Here is a 17390-nt window from a genome sequence, read left to right on the forward strand (position 1 = left end):
TGGATCGGGGCTTCTTATTTGGTGTTACTGTAGTAGTTATGGAAAGTCTTCCGTAAGCCGGGTTCTGTGCTCTTTAGTGGTACAGACGGGAACTACCCTCCCACTACAAGCGACAATCATCTATCTAGGCCGTACATTGCTGCACAGCTCAAGCGACCAACCCAGACGCGCCTCGGGCAAAGGCTGCCTCTTCGCAAGCGAGGAAGCTGCGTCCCATTAGGTCTTGCTCCAGATGGGGTTTACCAGGAACGAAGTCACCAACGCTCCTCGGGGTCTCTTACACCTCGGTTCCATCCTTGCCTGATCCGTTCGTGTAGAACGGCCATCGGCGGTCCATTTCTGTGGCACTATCCTTCGGCTCGCGCCGACTGGACGTTATCCAGCATCCTGCCCTATGGAGCCCGGACTTTCCTCCCGCAAGACAAGCTTGCCGGCGATTGTCTGTCAAACTTTCCAAAGCAACACTTGATAGTATACAAGGATTTCAGGGGCGGCACAACCCCCAAATCGGTCCCTCTTTTAACGGGAAATGGAATTTCAGAGCTTTTATGCCTACATAAATTGAAATGGCTCCGTATTTACGCCAGACACGTGCACCTCAGTCTGATATTTGGCTTCACCCAGCCTATCCTTAAGCCACGCAGCCACCTTATCCTTCATAATTTTCTCGGCATGATGTCCCGGATCAATAAGTGCAATTCCTGCCGCAAGCGCATCCTGGGCAGTATGGAAATCCACGTCTCCTGTCACAAGCACATCCGCCCCGCGGAACTGCGCCTGCTTCCAATATCTCCCCCCAGAACCTCCAAGAACAGCGGCTTTGCGGACAGGACGGTCTAAGTCTCCAACCACGCGGACGTGGTCTACCTTCAAGGCCGCTTTCACCCGATCCACAAACTCTCTAAGCTGAACAGGTTCTGATAACTTGCCGGTTCTCCCAAGACCAAGGGTTCTGCCTTTCAGATCCATCGGGTACAAGTCATAAGCCACTTCCTCATAGGGATGATTCTTAAGCATAGCCTGAATCACTTTGCTGCGGATACTGTTAGGAACCACCGTCTCGATCCGGATTTCTTCAGTACGTTCCATCTTCCCCTGCTCACCTATAAAAGGATCGGTGCCTTCCTGTGGCACAAACGTACCGTATCCCTCAATATTGAAGCTGCAGTGGCTGTAGTTGCCAATCGCACCTGCACCCGCGTTCAAGACCGCGTCCAGAACCTGCTTGTGGTGTGACTTTGGCACAAACACAACCAGTTTATACAGCTTGTCGGTATGTACATTCTCCAGAGAATCGGAAGCTTCGATCCCCAGCGCTTCAGCCATCCAATCGTTCATGCCACCTTCGGTCACATCCAGATTCGTATGGCTGATATATACGGCGATATCGTTCTTGATCAGCTTCTCATACAGCCTGCCTGCCGGTGTATCCGTCTGAAGCTGCGCCAGCGGACGAAAAATAATGGCATGATGCGCAATGATCAAATCCACCTTGAGGGCAATCGCCTCGTCAACTACCGCTTCCGTCACATCCAGAGTGACAAGCACCTTCTTGATCTCTTTCTGAAGTGTCCCGAGCTGCAGGCCGATTTTGTCATCCGGTACCGCAACGTGCTTGGGAGCTAACTGCTCCATCATCTGAACTACAGTTTGTCCTTTTGCATACATGCCAAGATCTCCTTCCACTGTTCAATTTGAAGCCCAAGCTCCTCTGCCTTGATGCGGGAAGCTTCAAGTTCAGACTTAGATATCTGGCGCCGTACTTTTTCAAGCTTCTCGATCTCCGAAGACCATTTGTCGAAAAATACCGCATCAGGCCGCTCGCTAAGCCATGGACCCATAAGCAGCAGCCTTTCTTTCGTAAGCTGCTGACCGCACCCCGGAAGCGGCCTGTCCGTATAAAGCTGCCGGTTCAAGTCCCCCGCCTGCCCGGTTCTGTCAGCTGTAAGCACCTCGTAGATCTTGCCGTCTTCTTCAAGAATAGATTCAGATGACAAATACCAATCCTGTTCCAGCAGCCATCTGCGCACAAGATCCTCGCCGACGTTCGGCTGCAGAATAAGCCGCTCAACCCCATCCAGCTTGGACATTCCCTCGGAGAGAATGGAGACAATAAGAGCCCCGCCCATTCCGGCAATGGTTATGACGTCAACTTCTCCTGGAGTGATAACCTCCAGCCCGTTGCCCTTACGTACCGATATCCGCTCCTGCAACCCAGAAGAATGAACCTGACGCTTTGCAGCCTCAAGAGGTCCATCATTCACTTCACCGGCAACCGCAAACACAGCCTTTCCATTCTTCAGAGCGGCTACAGGAAGCAGCGCATGGTCTGAGCCGATATCTGCGAACCGGCACCCTTCGGGAAGCTGATCGCAAATCTGTTGTAATCTTGCTGATAATTTCATTTAAACACCCACACAATCCATTTTTTTCGCAAAACAAACAGCAATATAAAGGCAACCACAATTTTAAGCAGACATAATAATACCATACCATGCACAGAGCTGTGTCTCATTAGAAGCATATCCGCTTCGGGCATGAACCAAACTGTAATCCCCACCGCAAAGAACACAGGAGCCATCCGCTTGATCCGGTGATGAGCCAACCAGCACAGCCACACCATGACGACACTCAGTGGAAGCCAGAACAACTGCATCATCGGCCACGAGGCATCTGGATGAATTTTTCCAAACATGACACCATACAGAAGAATGAAGCACACAAAACCGCAGTAATTAAGAATGCCTAAATTCAGGAAATATCCGGCAAGCCACCAGATCAAACCGCATACACCGACTAGACCTGCAATGCCGCCAGGGGACAGCCAATCCTGAAGCCACAACGTCCAAGCCCCAAGCACTAACAAGATAACGCTGCCGCCAGACGCTGTTAGAAGGGCAGCCGCTTTCCTACGTGGTCTAAATACGGCCGAGAAACTATAACAAATCGAAGTTACCAGCAAGGCGATCGCCATTTGCAATGGCCAGGGAAAAAGGCTAAAATAAAACCCAATAAAGAAAATCAAGGAAATAATTCCAAATCCAAGCAACCAGGTCTTCAGGCTTCCTTGTTGAATCGAGTTAATGGAGAAGGTCCTGCGCGCGGCCTGAGCGGCCTGCTCTTGGTACAGATTTTCAAGGAAATCACAGTACTGCTCTGGCAGCAGTCGGCTTGTCCGCCAGTACTCGATTTCATTTAATATGATCTCGCGTCTTTCCGAATTCAAAAGTCCCTAACCTCCACATGCACAGCGAATAAGATACTGCCCTAATTATAGTTGACCCTGACCAAGAAAAAAAGACCTGTCTGCTGTTGCAGAAAGGTCTCAGTCTTAAGCCGCTTATTCCAGGAAATCCTTCAGCCGCTTACTCCGGCTTGGATGGCGCAGCTTCCGGAGCGCCTTCGCCTCAATCTGGCGGATTCTCTCCCGGGTTACACCGAACACCTTCCCGACTTCCTCCAGTGTCCGGGTTCGTCCGTCATCAAGCCCAAAGCGGAGACGAAGCACGTTCTCTTCCCGCTCTGTGAGCGTATCCAGCACGTCCTCCAGCTGCTCCTTCAGCAGTTCATACGCAGCTGCGTCAGCAGGAGCCAAGGCTTCCTGATCTTCAATGAAATCCCCCAGATGAGAATCATCCTCTTCCCCGATCGGCGTCTCCAAGGACACAGGTTCTTGGGCAATCTTCATAATCTCCCGAACCTTCTCCACACTAAGCTCCATCTCAGCTGCGATCTCTTCAGGCGAAGGCTCACGTCCAAGCTCCTGCAGCAGCTGCCTGGAGACCCGAATCAGTTTGTTGATGGTCTCAACCATGTGTACCGGGATCCGGATCGTTCTTGCCTGGTCCGCTATTGCCCGGGTAATGGCTTGTCTGATCCACCATGTCGCATACGTGCTGAATTTAAAGCCTTTCTTGAAATCGAACTTCTCGACGGCTTTGATGAGTCCCATGTTTCCCTCCTGGATCAAATCCAGGAAGAGCATTCCGCGCCCCACATAACGTTTGGCTATACTTACCACCAGACGAAGATTGGCCTCGGCCAGCCGGCGTTTAGCCTCCTCATCCCCTTCTTCAATACGCTTGGCAAGCTCAATCTCATCGTCCCCTGACAGAAGAGGAACCCGTCCGATTTCTTTCAGATACATACGGACCGGGTCGTTAATCTTAATGCCTGGAGGCAGGGACAAATCATCATCAAAGTTAAAATCGTCCTTATCTTCACGTTCACGATCATGATCATCACCAGGCCGGGAGATCAATTCCTCATCACTCTCGTTCGTTACATCAATGCCGAGATCTCCTAGCTGTTCGAAGAACTCATCCATTTGCTCAGGGTCTTGATCAAACGGAGATAATTTCTCGACAATCTCCTTATAGGACAAAGATGACCTCTTTTTGCCTTTCTCAATTAGCTGATCCTTTGCCTGATCCAGCGTAAGTTCTGTTTCTAGTTCAGCATGCTGATCCTTTGCCATACCCTTGACTCCCTCCTCCCTAGAAACATGCCTGCTACTTCTCATTCATCTGTCTCTCTAGGGCTATAATCTCACTTGCGATTTGAGCGGCACCCATAAAGTCACCTGCACGTTCAGCAGAGACCATCTGTTCTTTCTTGCGCTCAATGTCCTGCCTAATAGGGTATTTACGAATCTCCCGGATACAGTCATCAAGTTCCTGAACCGTCCACTCCTGCGGTGTCTCCATCATGGCAATGGAGCTGACCGTCTTCTCCAGCCGGTCATCATGCAAAGAAGCGATGAAACGGCTCGCGTCCGGGGTCTTTCCCTGTGCATAATAGGCGTATAGATAAGCAGCAACCGCTGCATGATCATCAATATTAAAGCTGTCACCAAGGTGCTGGTTAACATAAGCGGCAACTTCATCATTCTGAAGCATAAATGACAACAGCCTGCGCTCAGCGGCATGATAAGCCGGAAGCAGTACAGGAGCCTGTACCTGCCCTTTTTTATGCCTACCATTATTCCACGTTTTGGGGTTATTATCCCCGTCCTGCTGCTTTTTTTGCATATCCGTGCGGAGCTGGTTGCATTCCTGCTTCAAGCTATCGAATGAAACCTTGAGTTCAGCAGATAATTCCTTTAAATAAATTTCCCTCTCTGTGGGAGAAGCGATGGGTGCGATCACCTCAAGAGCCTCTTTAATATATGGAACCTTGGCTTCCTCGTCCGCTCCGGGCGTTATATAGTTTTTTTTCAAGTTTATAAGCTTAAATTTAATGGATGAAACACTACCTTCGATAATCTGCCGCATAAATCGTTCAGGCCCATACTTCTGGATGAACTCATCGGGATCCAGCCCCTCGCTGAGCAGCGAGATTCTGACGTGGAAGCCTGCATTCTCCAGAATCGGAATACTCTTGAGCGCTGCTGCTTGTCCGGCGTTATCCCCGTCATAACAGACCACAACTTCATCCGCCAGATTCCGGAGTATGGCCGCATGGCTCTCGGTCAAAGCCGTCCCCATCGTTGCCACACCGTTATGAACCCCCGCTTCGGAAGCACTGATCACATCCCCATAACCTTCAAACAATACAATTTGACCTGTTTTGCGTATGGCTGTCTTGGCTTGATGCAGGTTATATAACGTCCTGCTCTTGCTGAACAGCTTGCTCTCAGGTGAGTTCAGGTATTTCGGCTGGCCTTCCCCAAGGATCCGGCCCGCAAACGCAATAACCTTACCAGTACGGTTATGAATCGGGAATATGACCCTGTCCCGGAATCGGTCGACATAACCTGTCCCGTCTTGTTTTGCGGCCAGCAAACCGCCTTTCTCCATCAGGCTGAGATCAAATGATCTTTTATCCAAAAACTGGACGAGTGTGTCCCAGCGTGCAGGAGCATAACCGATTTGAAATTGGTCAATAACCTTGTCAGTGAAGCCTCTTGCTTTCAAATATTCCATTGCGGGCTTGCCATGCTCCGTATTCTTCAGCAAAAAATGATACAGCTTGGCGCTCCACTCATGAGCCTGGAGCAGCGCTTCAAGCTCAGGATTCCGGGGAGTCGGATCCGTACCCGCCGCATCCTTAAACGGAATATTGGCATCTTCCGCCATAATTCTGACGGCCTCAGGAAACGTCAAACCCTCGATTTCCATTCTGAACTTAATCGCATTTCCGCCTATACCACAGCCATAGCAATGAAAAATCTGCCGTTCGGGTGTTACTGTAAAAGACGGCGTCTTCTCCGAGTGGAAAGGACAGAGTCCCTTCAAGTACTTCCCCTGCTTGGTGAGATGAACATGCTTGCTGACGGTATCAACAATATCATGCTGCTTCAGCACGGATTCAATGATTTCTTCCGGAATGGTTCCCCGTCCGGTACTCATCTTAACCACCTTCATCTCTATATGTGGAGTGAACGCGTAACATATAATTCGCTAAAATAAACCATTCTCCTGCATCCTGGACAAAACTTTTGTCAATTCCTGTAGGAATGACTCCCGGTCCAGATCGGTGAATGGCTTAGGCCCCTTGCTATGCTTGCCGCCCCGTCTGGCCTTGGCGTTAAAGTGGCGGCGTTCAAGAAGATAATCAATATTGCCGCTGTGATAGCTCTCTCCACGGGGAGAAAGCACAGCGCAGGACTTGGCCAGCGCCAATGCGGCGAGGCCATAGTCCTGCGTGATCACAACATCTCCAGAAACAATGATATTAGCGATAAATAAATCCGCACTTTGGGAGCTTCGGTCCACCTGCACCACCGTTACCCCTTCCCCGGGCTGAAGCACATGGTCGTAGGAAGAGACCATGATGACCGGGACTTGAAACTTTCTTCCGGCAAATACAATTTCACTTTTGACAGGACAGGAATCACCGTCAACTACAATTCTCATTGTTCACTGCCCCCGTCCATTCAAGTTCATCCCCATTATTATATGGTTACCGCCTTAGTATTATATACGAGGGGCCTAGGCTTTTTTCCTGCTGCCCCTCCTAATAATCCAATCACGGGTTCCCGGAGAACTCAAACGGTCAAATTATGCCCATACCAGCTTACTGAAATCAGCGAACTGCTTCAGATCGCTATCGATGGAGGCAAGCAGTGCAAGGCGGTTAGCCCGGATCTGCTCATCCTCGGCCATAACCATGACCGAATCGAAGAAGAATGTAACCGGAGCCTTCAAGCTGCCAAGCATATCAAGCGCCTTGGCCGCCTTATTCTCTCCGAGCAGCCCGCGATACTCGCCTGATACGCTCTGCCACGCCGTGTACAAGCTCTTCTCTGCATCCTCTTGCAGCAAATCCGATCTGACCTTCTCGGCTGAAGCTTTCGACGCGAGATTGCTGACCCGGTTGAACGATTCGACTGTTGTTTTGAAATCCGGCTGCTGGTTCAACGTATCCATCAGAGCATTCCCACGGGAAACCACGGAAACCACGTCATCGTAGCCAGCTGCAATGACAGCATCAACCACGTCATAACGCAAGCTGTCAGACAGCGTCTTCTTCACCCGGAGACCGAAGAACTCATACAAGTCCTTGCGGATTTCTTGAGCAGAGCGCTTGAGTGTACCCATGGATTCATGCACCTCAAGGGCAATTCCGAAAATATCCGACAGCAGAAGCGGCAGCTGATGATCAAGAACGATCTGTACAATGCCGGCAGCTTGACGGCGCAGGGCATAAGGGTCCTGCGAACCTGTAGGGATAATTCCGATGGAGAAACAGCCCGCAATCGTATCGATCTTATCGGCAATGCTGACAATCGAGCCAACCATGGAGGCTGGTGCCGAGTCTCCGGCAAATCTAGGCTGGTAATGCTCAAAGATTCCCCGCGCTACCGCCTCAGGCTCCCCAGCCTTACGGGCATAATCCTCACCCATTACCCCTTGAAGCTCAGGGAACTCGTATACCATTTGGGTAACGAGGTCGAACTTACAGATCTCCGCTGTACGGCTGATTTCTTCAGCAGTTGAAGTTCCAAGCTCAAGCTTCTCAGCTAAGCTGTCCGCAATCCGGCGAATGCGTCTTACTTTGTCGCCGACCGTGCCAAGCTCCTCATGGAATACAATCGTCTCCAACTTCGACAAAGCATCCTTGATCTGAAGCTTTTGGTCTTCTTCATAGAAGAATTTAGCATCAGACAAACGTGCTCTAAGCACTTTTTCATTTCCTTTTGCAATCGTATCTAAGGCCACTGATCCCCCGTTGCGAACGGTCACGAAGTATGGAAGCAGTGAGCCTTGGGCATCAAGCACCGGGAAATACCGCTGATGCTCACGCATCGAAGTAATCAAAACTTCCTGCGGGATGTTAAGAAAAGACTCGTCGAAAGTCCCGAACAGAACGGTTGGGACCTCGACAAGAAACAATACCTCTTCCAGCAGATCATCTTTGACCGCGATATTCCAATCCTTCGATTTGGCAAGCTCAGCGATTTGAGTTGAAATCAGCTCTTGACGCTCATTAACGTCCACAATCACATGCTCCGCTCTCAAAGCTTCAACATAAGCCGATGCTTCTGGTATTACGGCATCCTTGCCTAGGAAACGGTGCCCCCTTGAAACATTACCCGATTTAACCCCGGTAATTTCAATATTTACAACCTCACTGCCGAACAAAGCAACAAGCCAGCGGATCGGACGGACGAACTTGAAATCATAGCTCCCCCACCGCATGTTCTTCGGAAAATTCATCGCATGGAGGATTCCTGTGAGCCCTTCAGCCAAGATGGAAGCCGTCTCACCCCCCGTTGTGCTCTTGCTGACATAAATATATTCCGTACCTCCAACCTCTTTGAAGGTGAACTGTGAAGGGTCCGCACCCTGGCTTCTTGCAAAGCCAAGCGCCGCCTTGCTCCATTCGCCGTTCTCACCCAGCGCGATTTTGCGCGAAGGCCCCTTCACTTCCTCATGAACGTCCTCCTGCTTCTCGGCAACGTCCTTAACCAGCACAGCAAGCCGTCTTGGGGTAGCGAAAGCCTGTACCTCACCATGTGCGATAACTGAATCGCTGAGCCACTTCTCAGTTCGTTCCTTAAGCTGGTCCATAGCGGCGCGAAGGAACCTTGCCGGCACTTCCTCCAGACCAATCTCAAACAATAAATCCTTAGCCATGGACTACGCCTCCTTTCTTAAGCAGCGGGAAGCCCAGCTTCTCGCGTTCCTCCAAATACGTCGCAGCCACCTGACGCGCCAGGTTGCGGACACGGGTAATATATCCGGTTCTCTCAGTCACACTGATCGCCCCTCTTGCATCAAGCAGGTTGAATGTGTGCGAGCATTTCAATACATAGTCATAAGCCGGAAACACAAGATGCTGCTCCATGGCTTTATTCGCTTCCTGCTCATACATGTTGAACAGGGTGAACAGCATTTTGGTGTCAGATACTTCAAAAGTATATTTGGAATGCTCATACTCCGGATGGTGGAATACATCCCCGTAAGTGATACCCTCTACCCATTCCAGGTCAAACACATTCTCTTTCTCTTGAATATATGAGGCTAGGCGCTCCATACCGTAAGTGATCTCCACTGCAACCGGATGGGTCTCGATGCCGCCAACCTGCTGGAAATAAGTGAACTGCGTGATTTCCATCCCATCCAGCCATACTTCCCAACCTAGACCAGCGCAGCCCAGGGAAGGGTTCTCCCAGTTATCCTCAACAAAGCGGATGTCATGCTGAAGCGCATCTACACCCAGCGCCTTCAAGCTCTCCAGATAAATCTCCTGAATGTTGTCCGGTGAAGGCTTAATAATCACCTGGAACTGGTGATGCTGATACAGACGGTTCGGGTTCTCCCCATACCGCCCATCAGATGGTCTGCGGGAAGGCTCCACATAAGCCACCTTCCAAGGCTCCGGTCCAAGGGAGCGCAGGAACGTCATCGGATTCATTGTGCCCGCACCTTTTTCCGTGTCATAGGGCTGCACGATGATACAGTTATGTTTAGCCCAGAACTGCTGCAGCGTCAGAATCATTTGCTGGAAATTCATTTGCACACTTCTCCTTTGGTTCATAATGTGGCGCAGTGCCTGGGATCGACTGGCCGGCATGCTTACCGGATACAGCAAAAAACTCCCGCCTCTACGCCTGTTATACAGACGTAGGGACGAGAGTTATTCCCGCGGTTCCACCCTACTTGATCACAGCTCTGCCCCATCTTGAGGTTCTTCGCCGGATCCACTTTTCCGTTCAATCATGCTCCCGGGCGCCTTGTTCATGAACGCGTTCTTCCAGGCTTTCACCATCCCCGGATCGCTTGCCGTACTAGAACAGCCATTCACTACTTTCCCGTTCAACACATGTCTGTTGTTTAACAGAGAATTATTCAATAATAATAAATGATTTGCATGGGATAGTCAAACTCTCAGCAAAAGTGGTCACCTGACGCATGCCTATTAAAGGGGAGTCCTCACAGTTCATATTTGTCCAACTGGTCCAGAAATTTCTGTGATTTCAGATTTAATCCCAATTGAGCGTCCATAAAAGCTCTCATGACCGTTTTCATTTCCTTTTTCGTTGTATCCCTCACATCGATGTTCCCAAGCCGTCTAAGATCTAGCTTGGAGAACAACCTAAGAAGCTTCAGCGTCCCCGGTGTCACGGTCATGGCTGCCGGATCATGATGCTTGCATCTGCGGCAGAGCACACCTCCAAGACGGGGGCTGATCACAGCGGGCTCCTCCTGACTCCCGCAGGAGATACATTCATCCAGCACCGGCCCATACCCGGCTGCCTGGAGGATTTTCATCTCAAACAGATGCACGGTAACCTGTGGATCCTTGCCTGAAGACAGCGCCTGAAGGCAGGCCTTTAATTGGTTAAACCAGAATGCCCCGACTTCCTCATCCTGCAGCGTCCGGTCGAGCAGCTCACAGGCATAAGAAGCATAGGCAGCGAGCGTGAGATCCTCACGCAAAAGATGGTGAGATTCCATAATCTCACCTTGATTCAAAGTTCCAAGACCGCTTCCTTGGCGGTAGAACACATATTCACCATTTGTAAAAGGCTGGGTCAATGCAGCATGCCGGCTTTTCGCTTTTTTCGCCCCCCGCACCAGCACTCCAATTTTGCCATGGCTTGCTGTGCAGATGGTGATGATTTTATTCCCCTCGCCGTAGTCCATGCTGCGGATGACAATCCCCTCCACCCTGTATAGCATGTCTCCTCCCCCAAGCTGGCCTTAAAGGCAGGAAGGCCGCCCTAGGTGGCCTCCTCCTCCAGGTCCGATTCATCTATTGCCTCCGGCTCCTCGTTCGTGTTCATAGTAGCCGCCTTATACAGCAAATAGGCATCGACATCTCCACTGTTCGTAAAATAATTCCATGAGAAATCACGCATACGTTCTCATCCTCTCTTCGAAAATGACGCTGCATCACGAGATTAGGATGTGCTGAAGGGCGCGAACTATGAGTTGCAATAACTGTCAGTATAATTCTAAGGAATTACTTTTAAGATCACTCTTTATGGAATCCCAGATCCCTGAGAACCCGATCCTGGTTGCGCCAGTCCTTCTTAACCTTGACCCACAGTTCCAGGAAAATTTTAGAGCCAAGCAAATTCTCGATATCCTGTCTGGCGAGCCGGCCTACTTCCTTAAGCATAGCCCCTTGTTTCCCGATAATGATCCCCTTCTGGGAATCCCGTTCCACAAAAATCACAGCCGAAATGTGTACAACTCCGTTACTCTCTACCCGCATATCTTCGATTGTGACCGCGATTGAGTGTGGGACCTCCTCACGGGTGTTATGAAGAATCTTCTCGCGAATCAACTCCGCGCACACAAACTGCTCAGGATGGTCTGTCACCTGGTCTTCCGGATAATACTGTGGTCCTTCCGGCAGGTATTTGGAAATCTGCTCAAGCATTGTGGTGACATTGTTCCCCAGCTTGGCTGAGATTGGAATAATCTCGGCAAAATCGTTCAGCTTGCGGTACTCCTCAATCAGCGGAAGCAGCTGCTCGGGCTCAATTTTGTCAATCTTGTTCAAGATCAGAATGACGGGAGTTTTAATGCCCTTCAACCGCTCGATAATAAAGCGGTCTCCGCCGCCGAAGCCTTCGGATGCGTCTGCCAGGAAAAGAACGGCTTCTACCTCGCCAAGCGTATTTAGGGCCGTCTGGTTCATGAAATCCCCCAGCTTGGATTGGCGTTTGTGGATTCCCGGCGTATCCAGGAAAACAATCTGCATGTCCGGCGTGGTATACACCCCATGAATTTTATTACGGGTAGTCTGCGGCTTGTCTGACATGATGGCGATTTTCTGGCCAATCACTTGGTTCATCAGCGTTGATTTTCCTACGTTAGGCCGACCCACGATGGCCACAAAGCCGGATTTGAATTTCGGTTTCATTGGTTTTGCTCCTTTGTTTTTCATACCCACCCAAACCCTCCCTGCTTAGGGAGGGCCCCAAGGGCTTTGCCCTCTGGACACCCGAAATTGGAATAACGAGCGGGGGACTGAGTACGGATCTATGGAATGCGGCGGGGGATCGCTTGCCGTCCCTCCGGGACCCGCTTGATGTTAGTGTTGCTAGATACCTGGTTTTGGTGAAGCTTGGTGTAGAGAGTGGCCTTGGTGCGTTTTCCTGCTGCAGCCTGCTGCGAGGCGCTCTCCCTGCGGGATTCGCTTGGCTTGGGTGCGAGGCGAGGCGACGCTTTCGGCGCGTTTCTCTGCCACTTCCTGCTTGGAGCGCTCTCCCTGCGGGATTCGCTTGGCTTGGGTGCGAGGCGAGGCGACGCTTTCGGCGCGCTTCCCTGCCACTTCCTGCTTGAAGCGCTCTCCCTGGGGGATTCGCTTGGCTTGAGTGCGGTGTGGGCGCGGCTTTGGCGCGCTTCACTGCCACTTCCTGCTTGGAGCGCTCTCCCTGCGGGATTCGCTTGGCTTGGGTGCGGTGTGGGCGCGGCTTTGGCGCGCTTCCCTGCCACTTCCTGCTTGAAGCGCTCTCCCTGCGGGATTCGCTTAGCTTGGGTGCGAGGCGAGGCGACGCTTTCGGCGCGCTTCCCTGCCACTTCCTGCTTGGAGCGCTCTCCCTGCGGGATTCGCTTGGCTTGAGTGCGGTGTGGGCGCGGCTTTGGCGCGCTTCACTCCCACTTCCTGCTTGGAGCGCTCTCCCTGCGGGATTCGCTTGGCTTGAGTGCGGTGTGGGCGCGGCTTTGGGCGCGTTTCCCTGCCGCTTCCTGCTTGGAGCGCTCTCCCTGCGGGATTCGCTTGGCTGGGTGCGGAGCGAGCTACTTGGACAACCAAGCGGTGACGGGATCGTAGAAGAGCACGATCCCGATGATTACCGCGAAGATGGCGCAGACGAGGACGGCGCCGGCGGCGGTGTCCTTCGCTGCTTTGGCCAGCGGGTGCTGTTCCGGGCTGGTCAGATCGACAACGGATTCGACCGCGGTGTTGATCAGCTCGGCGGCGATGACAACCGCAATGGTGAGCAGCAGGATCGCCCATTTGACCGCGGATAAATGGAAAAAGGCGGCCGCACCGGCCGCCAGCACCGCGCAAACCACATGAACGCGAAGGTTGCGCTGTGTTTTGAGCCCGTACGTTATGCCTTGGAACGCATAACGGAAGCTGGAACTCCATCTATAACGCGATCTCATTATCGAACAAGCCCGACCTGAGAGAGAACGGCCTCCTGCTTGCCCATCATTTCAGCTTCACTCGCTTCATCCTGATGATCATAACCCAGCAGGTGAAGGAAGCCGTGAACGAACAGAAACCCGATTTCCCGCTCCAGCGAATGACCGTACTCCTCGCTCTGCTCCTTGGCACGCTCTACTGAAATAATAATATCCCCAAGCACGTCCGGAATATCATTCAGGGACTGCCCTTCCTCAAGCTCATACAGGATCTCCGGTTCTTCGTCTACCGACTCGTTCATTGCGAAGGAAAGAACATCTGTAGGACGGTCGATGCCCCGGTATTCCTTGTTAAGTTCATGAATCGTCTCGTTATTCACAAAAGTCAAGGCAACCTCGCCTTCATGAATGCCCTCCGCTTCCCCAGCCTTCTGGAGAGCGGCTTCAAGCAGTGCGATAAGCGATTCATCAATGTTGAATTCGTCTTGCTCGTTATTCCACGCCAGCTGCAGGCTCACCCGCATCACGCCCCTTGTCATTCTGATCATTTGCTTTAGGTTTCTTTATCTCTTCCGGATACTCTATCCGGGAATGGAAAATGCCCATTACGGTTTCTTTTAACGTCTTGGCGATGATATCCAGCTCACGCATCGTCAGATCACACTCATTGAACTGGTGATCGTCCAGACGGCTTTTGATAATTTTCTCAATCATGGATTCCACCTGCTCTACCGTTGGCTTACGCAGCGATCTCACCGCGGCCTCCACACTATCGGCAATGCCGACAACAGCGGCTTCCTTAGACTGTGCTTTCGGTCCGGGATAACGGAAATCCTGCTCGGTGAAATCCGGCTCCACGCCCTGCTCCTCCGCAAGTTTAAGTGCTTTATGGTAGAAAAAGTGCAGAAAGGTCGTTCCATGATGCTGCTCTGCGATATCACGTATCGGCTTGGGCAGTTTGTAATCCTTCAGCATCTCCACCCCATCCCGGGCATGGGCCACAATGATGGACTTGCTGAGCTTTGGATCTATGAAATCATGCGGATTCTCCATATTGTTCTGATTCTCAATAAAATAGCTTGGCCGCTTCGTCTTGCCTATATCGTGATAGTAGGAGCCTACCCTGCATAACAGGCCGTTCGCCCCAATCGCCTCCGCGGCTGCCTCTGACAAATTGCCAACCATTACACTATGGTGGTAAGTTCCCGGTGTCTCGGTAAGCAGCTTTCTGAGCAGCGGATGATTAGGATTGGACAACTCGACCAGCTTCAGCGCGGACAATATGCCAAACGACACTTCAAAAAACGGCATAAGCCCCACAACCAGAATCGTTGTCAGCAAACCTCCGGCAAACGCAAATGCAATAGCATACAAGGTATTGGACTGCGTAAACGCCTTGTCGTTCAAAAGCACGAGGGTAAGCACGGTGATAGAACCGAACAGGCAAACCATAATTCCAGCTTTGAGTATCGTGGATCTCTGGCTTGCCCGATGAATCGAGAAAATCGACACAAAAGAGACAATGACCGCAAAGAATCCAAAATAAAAATCAAAAATCTGCCCCTGATGACTATTTAATATAATGCTGGCCATGATGCTTAGAATCATTGAGCTGATATAGGCCAGCGGAATGTCGATCAGCAACGTGATCAGCATTGCCCCTGTGGCAATCGGAGCAAGATACCCCATGTATGGATGCTGCGGGGTCTGCAAAATATTAACCACATGGACAGACAGAATCGCAATCAGGAAGATCAGCAGGAGCATGGTCAACTGCACATTGTTGTACTTGAACCTGGCCGCTCCTTCTGACTGGCGCATATACATGATCAGTCCAAAACCAAGAAGCAGGGACATCATCAACAGGCCCAACTGTGGCCAATAATTCACTTCGTCCTTAAGCAGACCGTTCTGGTCCAGCAGGTTGTACATTTCCTCTGTAATTCTCTCGCCCTTGGCGACCAGCACGTCACCCTGCTTGATATAAACAGGTTCAGTACTTTCCCTCGCTTCTACCTTGGCTTCCTTGGTAGCTTCATCATCCTTGAAGTTATTCGGAGTAATACACAGACGCACAAGCTCCTGAACCACTTCACGAGAAATCCGCTTGCTGAGCATACTGGAGTTGACCTGCTCCGCTACTTTGACCCGGACGGCCGGAGCATCAACTACCTGATCACTCATCAGCCGGGCTACAATATCCTTGGCAACCGGCTTCATCTCGTTGATATCCTCCGTGGTCAGACGGGGAATCTTGATGAAAGTCTCCTCCGAGATGTGGTAAGCCTGCTCAGCAATCCTCTTCTTCATCTCACTGAGAAGGGAGTCAGAATAAGTGCTGGATAACTTATTATTGGAAATATAGTTCTGGGTATATTCCTGTACCCGCTTGGGGAGCTCCTCACGATAGATTGAAATTTTATCCTCCCGGGACACCTGATCATCCTGATTGAGATGAAGAATCCGGTCTAAGATCTGGCTGATAAGGACCTCATTTCGGATGGATACAATCTTATAGATATCCTTTTGTCTCTCCGCAGCCTGCTCCTGTGCCTTGAGCGTCGCTTTGTTGTTGGCAATCTGAACCGGTGCGAGAATCTCTTTCTCGCTTGGCTCACCAATAACAATGTTATAACGCTCAGGAAGAAGCTTAGGGGCTAGACTGAGGTAAAATAAAACAACAAACAGCAAAAACAGAACATAGCGTACAGGTACGCTATGTTTCCATCCTGCCGTTTTCGATTGAAACGCTTCTCTTTTCGACACTTCTTTCGAGGTCATAGAACAGCCCTCACTATCTTCTGAAAGTACCTGATTATTAGGGGAAATCTCTCTTTAGATCGACGGTTGCTCTTCTGCGGATTGCTAACCCTGATTCTCAGCAGCCCGGTCGTAAGCAATAATAATTTTCTGTACCAATGAATGACGTACGACATCCGATTCGTCAAAATAGACAAATCCGATCTCATCGATATTCCGGAGAATAGACTTAGCTTCCACCAAGCCCGACTTCTTGCCCTTGGGCAGGTCAATCTGAGTGACATCCCCGGTGATTACCATCTTGGAGCCAAAGCCAAGACGGGTCAAGAACATCTTCATCTGCTCTGGTGTTGTATTCTGGGCCTCGTCCAAAATAATAAAGGAGTCATCCAGCGTTCTGCCGCGCATGTAGGCCAGAGGGGCAATTTCGATCAGCCCTCTCTCCAGTGCTTTAGCCACCTGTTCTGGCCCCATCACATCATAGAGAGCATCATACAGAGGACGAAGGTATGGGTCAACCTTCTCCTGAAGATCTCCCGGCAGGAAGCCCAGGCTTTCACCAGCCTCTACAGCCGGGCGAGTCAAAATAATCCGTTTGACTGAGCCTTCCTTCAAAGCCGAGATGGCTAGAACGACAGCGAGATAGGTTTTCCCCGTTCCCGCAGGCCCCACCCCAAATACAACATCCCTCTTCTTAATCGTTGTAACATAATGCTTCTGCCCGATCGTCTTTACGCGGATCGGCTTGCCTCTGTAGGTGACCGCAACCTCGCCTTTATATAAATCAAGCAGTTGGTCGGCGCGCAAATCAAGCGCAAGATCAATCGCATAGAGCACATCGCGCTCAGTGAGAATGTATCCATTACGAATCAATTGGAGCAGCACTTCAAACAGCTGCTGAACCACATCCACACTTCTTCTATCCCCGCGAATGGTAATCTCGGATTCACGCGAAACCACCTGTACTTCAACTTTCTCTTCAACCAGTTTCAAAAAGGTATCCTGTGGGCCAAATAACGACAGCCCTTCTGCCGCACTTTGCAGTGGTATTTTGGTGCTTACGTTTTGCTCTGACAAATA

General features: G+C 50.9%; 16 protein-coding genes and 1 other RNA gene. 1 reads left to right on the forward strand and 16 read right to left on the reverse strand.

The genetic code is table 11. From position 1 onward, the window contains the following. Nucleotides 1–38: 38 nt before the first annotated feature. From rnpB to era, 12 genes are all read right to left on the reverse strand, one after another. An RNA gene (gene rnpB / locus KJS63_RS03940) (RNase P RNA component class A) lies at nt 39–453 on the reverse strand. Nucleotides 454–552: 99 nt separating this feature from the next. Then, nucleotides 553–1668 carry a Nif3-like dinuclear metal center hexameric protein gene (locus tag KJS63_RS03945; protein WP_213618002.1) on the reverse strand — a complete coding sequence of 372 codons (1116 nt, stop codon included), beginning with the start codon at nt 1666–1668 and terminating at the stop codon, nt 553–555. Continuing rightward, nucleotides 1644–2405: a tRNA (adenine(22)-N(1))-methyltransferase gene (locus tag KJS63_RS03950; RefSeq protein WP_213618003.1), complete on the reverse strand. Its 762-nt coding sequence runs from the start codon at nt 2403–2405 to the stop codon at nt 1644–1646. The genes KJS63_RS03945 and KJS63_RS03950 overlap by 25 nt, the downstream gene beginning before the upstream one ends. Then, a complete protein-coding gene (locus KJS63_RS03955) occupies nt 2402–3226 on the reverse strand; it encodes a hypothetical protein (RefSeq protein WP_213618004.1) in 825 nt (274 codons plus the stop codon). Before KJS63_RS03955 ends, KJS63_RS03950 begins: the two co-directional genes overlap by 4 nt. A gap of 114 nt (nt 3227–3340) precedes the next feature. Then, nucleotides 3341–4477 (reverse strand): RNA polymerase sigma factor RpoD, encoded by a 1137-nt coding sequence (gene rpoD / locus KJS63_RS03960; protein WP_068616271.1) that lies wholly within the window; start codon nt 4475–4477, stop codon nt 3341–3343. A gap of 34 nt (nt 4478–4511) precedes the next feature. Next, complete coding sequence (gene dnaG / locus KJS63_RS03965; RefSeq protein ID WP_213618005.1) at nt 4512–6350, reverse strand: DNA primase; 1839 nt, start codon at nt 6348–6350, stop codon at nt 4512–4514. Nucleotides 6351–6401: 51 nt separating this feature from the next. Beyond that, nucleotides 6402–6857 (reverse strand): YaiI/YqxD family protein, encoded by a 456-nt coding sequence (locus tag KJS63_RS03970; RefSeq protein WP_213618006.1) that lies wholly within the window; start codon nt 6855–6857, stop codon nt 6402–6404. 144 nt (nt 6858–7001) lie between these two features. Then, a complete protein-coding gene (gene glyS / locus KJS63_RS03975; RefSeq protein WP_213618007.1) occupies nt 7002–9080 on the reverse strand; it encodes a glycine--tRNA ligase subunit beta in 2079 nt (692 codons plus the stop codon). Next, nucleotides 9073–9960, reverse strand: coding sequence for a glycine--tRNA ligase subunit alpha (glyQ, locus tag KJS63_RS03980; RefSeq protein WP_213618008.1), 888 nt, complete (start codon nt 9958–9960; stop codon nt 9073–9075). The genes glyS and glyQ overlap by 8 nt, the downstream gene beginning before the upstream one ends. A gap of 419 nt (nt 9961–10379) precedes the next feature. After that, on the reverse strand, nt 10380–11129 hold the full coding sequence (recO, locus tag KJS63_RS03985) for a DNA repair protein RecO (protein ID WP_213618009.1): 750 nt from the start codon (nt 11127–11129) through the stop codon (nt 10380–10382). A gap of 41 nt (nt 11130–11170) precedes the next feature. Further along, a complete protein-coding gene (locus tag KJS63_RS03990; RefSeq protein ID WP_213618010.1) occupies nt 11171–11308 on the reverse strand; it encodes a YqzL family protein in 138 nt (45 codons plus the stop codon). Nucleotides 11309–11424: 116 nt separating this feature from the next. Beyond that, the gene (gene era / locus KJS63_RS03995) at nt 11425–12321 is read right to left on the reverse strand and encodes a GTPase Era (protein ID WP_213618011.1); all 897 of its coding nucleotides are present in this window, start codon (nt 12319–12321) and stop codon (nt 11425–11427) included. A 366-nt stretch (nt 12322–12687) separates the two neighbouring features. Here era and KJS63_RS04000 point away from each other — a divergent pair, with 366 nt between their 5' ends. Continuing rightward, entirely contained in the window at nt 12688–13023 is a 336-nt protein-coding gene (locus KJS63_RS04000) for a hypothetical protein (protein ID WP_213618012.1), read from the forward strand. 176 nt (nt 13024–13199) lie between these two features. Here the strand turns inward: KJS63_RS04000 and KJS63_RS04005 are convergent, their stop codons facing one another. The 4 genes from KJS63_RS04005 to KJS63_RS04020 form a co-directional block, all read right to left on the reverse strand. Next, complete coding sequence (locus tag KJS63_RS04005; RefSeq protein WP_213618013.1) at nt 13200–13571, reverse strand: diacylglycerol kinase family protein; 372 nt, start codon at nt 13569–13571, stop codon at nt 13200–13202. After that, nucleotides 13571–14068: an rRNA maturation RNase YbeY gene (gene ybeY / locus KJS63_RS04010; protein WP_213618014.1), complete on the reverse strand. Its 498-nt coding sequence runs from the start codon at nt 14066–14068 to the stop codon at nt 13571–13573. The genes KJS63_RS04005 and ybeY overlap by 1 nt, the downstream gene beginning before the upstream one ends. Further along, on the reverse strand, nt 14043–16331 hold the full coding sequence (locus KJS63_RS04015; RefSeq protein ID WP_213618015.1) for an HD family phosphohydrolase: 2289 nt from the start codon (nt 16329–16331) through the stop codon (nt 14043–14045). The genes ybeY and KJS63_RS04015 overlap by 26 nt, the downstream gene beginning before the upstream one ends. An 84-nt stretch (nt 16332–16415) precedes the next feature. Next, a complete protein-coding gene (locus tag KJS63_RS04020) occupies nt 16416–17387 on the reverse strand; it encodes a PhoH family protein (protein ID WP_068616252.1) in 972 nt (323 codons plus the stop codon). Nucleotides 17388–17390: the final 3 nt, after the last annotated feature.

It is taken from the genome of Paenibacillus sp. J22TS3, from assembly GCF_018403205.1.
Lineage (GTDB): Bacteria > Bacillota > Bacilli > Paenibacillales > Paenibacillaceae > Fontibacillus > Fontibacillus tuaregi.

Excerpts from the sequence above, each read along its gene's own strand:
- era (WP_213618011.1), bottom strand. The coding sequence starts at position 12,321 with ATGAAACCGAAATTCAAATCCGGCTTTGTGGCCATCGTGGGTCGGCCT.
- KJS63_RS03970 (WP_213618006.1), bottom strand. The coding sequence starts at position 6,857 with ATGAGAATTGTAGTTGACGGTGATTCCTGTCCTGTCAAAAGTGAAATT.
- dnaG (WP_213618005.1), bottom strand. The coding sequence starts at position 6,350 with ATGAGTACCGGACGGGGAACCATTCCGGAAGAAATCATTGAATCCGTG.
- KJS63_RS03990 (WP_213618010.1), bottom strand. The coding sequence starts at position 11,308 with ATGCGTGATTTCTCATGGAATTATTTTACGAACAGTGGAGATGTCGAT.
- rpoD (WP_068616271.1), bottom strand. The coding sequence starts at position 4,477 with ATGGCAAAGGATCAGCATGCTGAACTAGAAACAGAACTTACGCTGGAT.
- glyQ (WP_213618008.1), bottom strand. The coding sequence starts at position 9,960 with ATGAATTTCCAGCAAATGATTCTGACGCTGCAGCAGTTCTGGGCTAAA.
- KJS63_RS03950 (WP_213618003.1), bottom strand. The coding sequence starts at position 2,405 with ATGAAATTATCAGCAAGATTACAACAGATTTGCGATCAGCTTCCCGAA.
- recO (WP_213618009.1), bottom strand. The coding sequence starts at position 11,129 with ATGCTATACAGGGTGGAGGGGATTGTCATCCGCAGCATGGACTACGGC.
- KJS63_RS04015 (WP_213618015.1), bottom strand. The coding sequence starts at position 16,331 with ATGACCTCGAAAGAAGTGTCGAAAAGAGAAGCGTTTCAATCGAAAACG.
- glyS (WP_213618007.1), bottom strand. The coding sequence starts at position 9,080 with ATGGCTAAGGATTTATTGTTTGAGATTGGTCTGGAGGAAGTGCCGGCA.
- KJS63_RS04005 (WP_213618013.1), bottom strand. The coding sequence starts at position 13,571 with ATGAGATCGCGTTATAGATGGAGTTCCAGCTTCCGTTATGCGTTCCAA.
- KJS63_RS03945 (WP_213618002.1), bottom strand. The coding sequence starts at position 1,668 with ATGTATGCAAAAGGACAAACTGTAGTTCAGATGATGGAGCAGTTAGCT.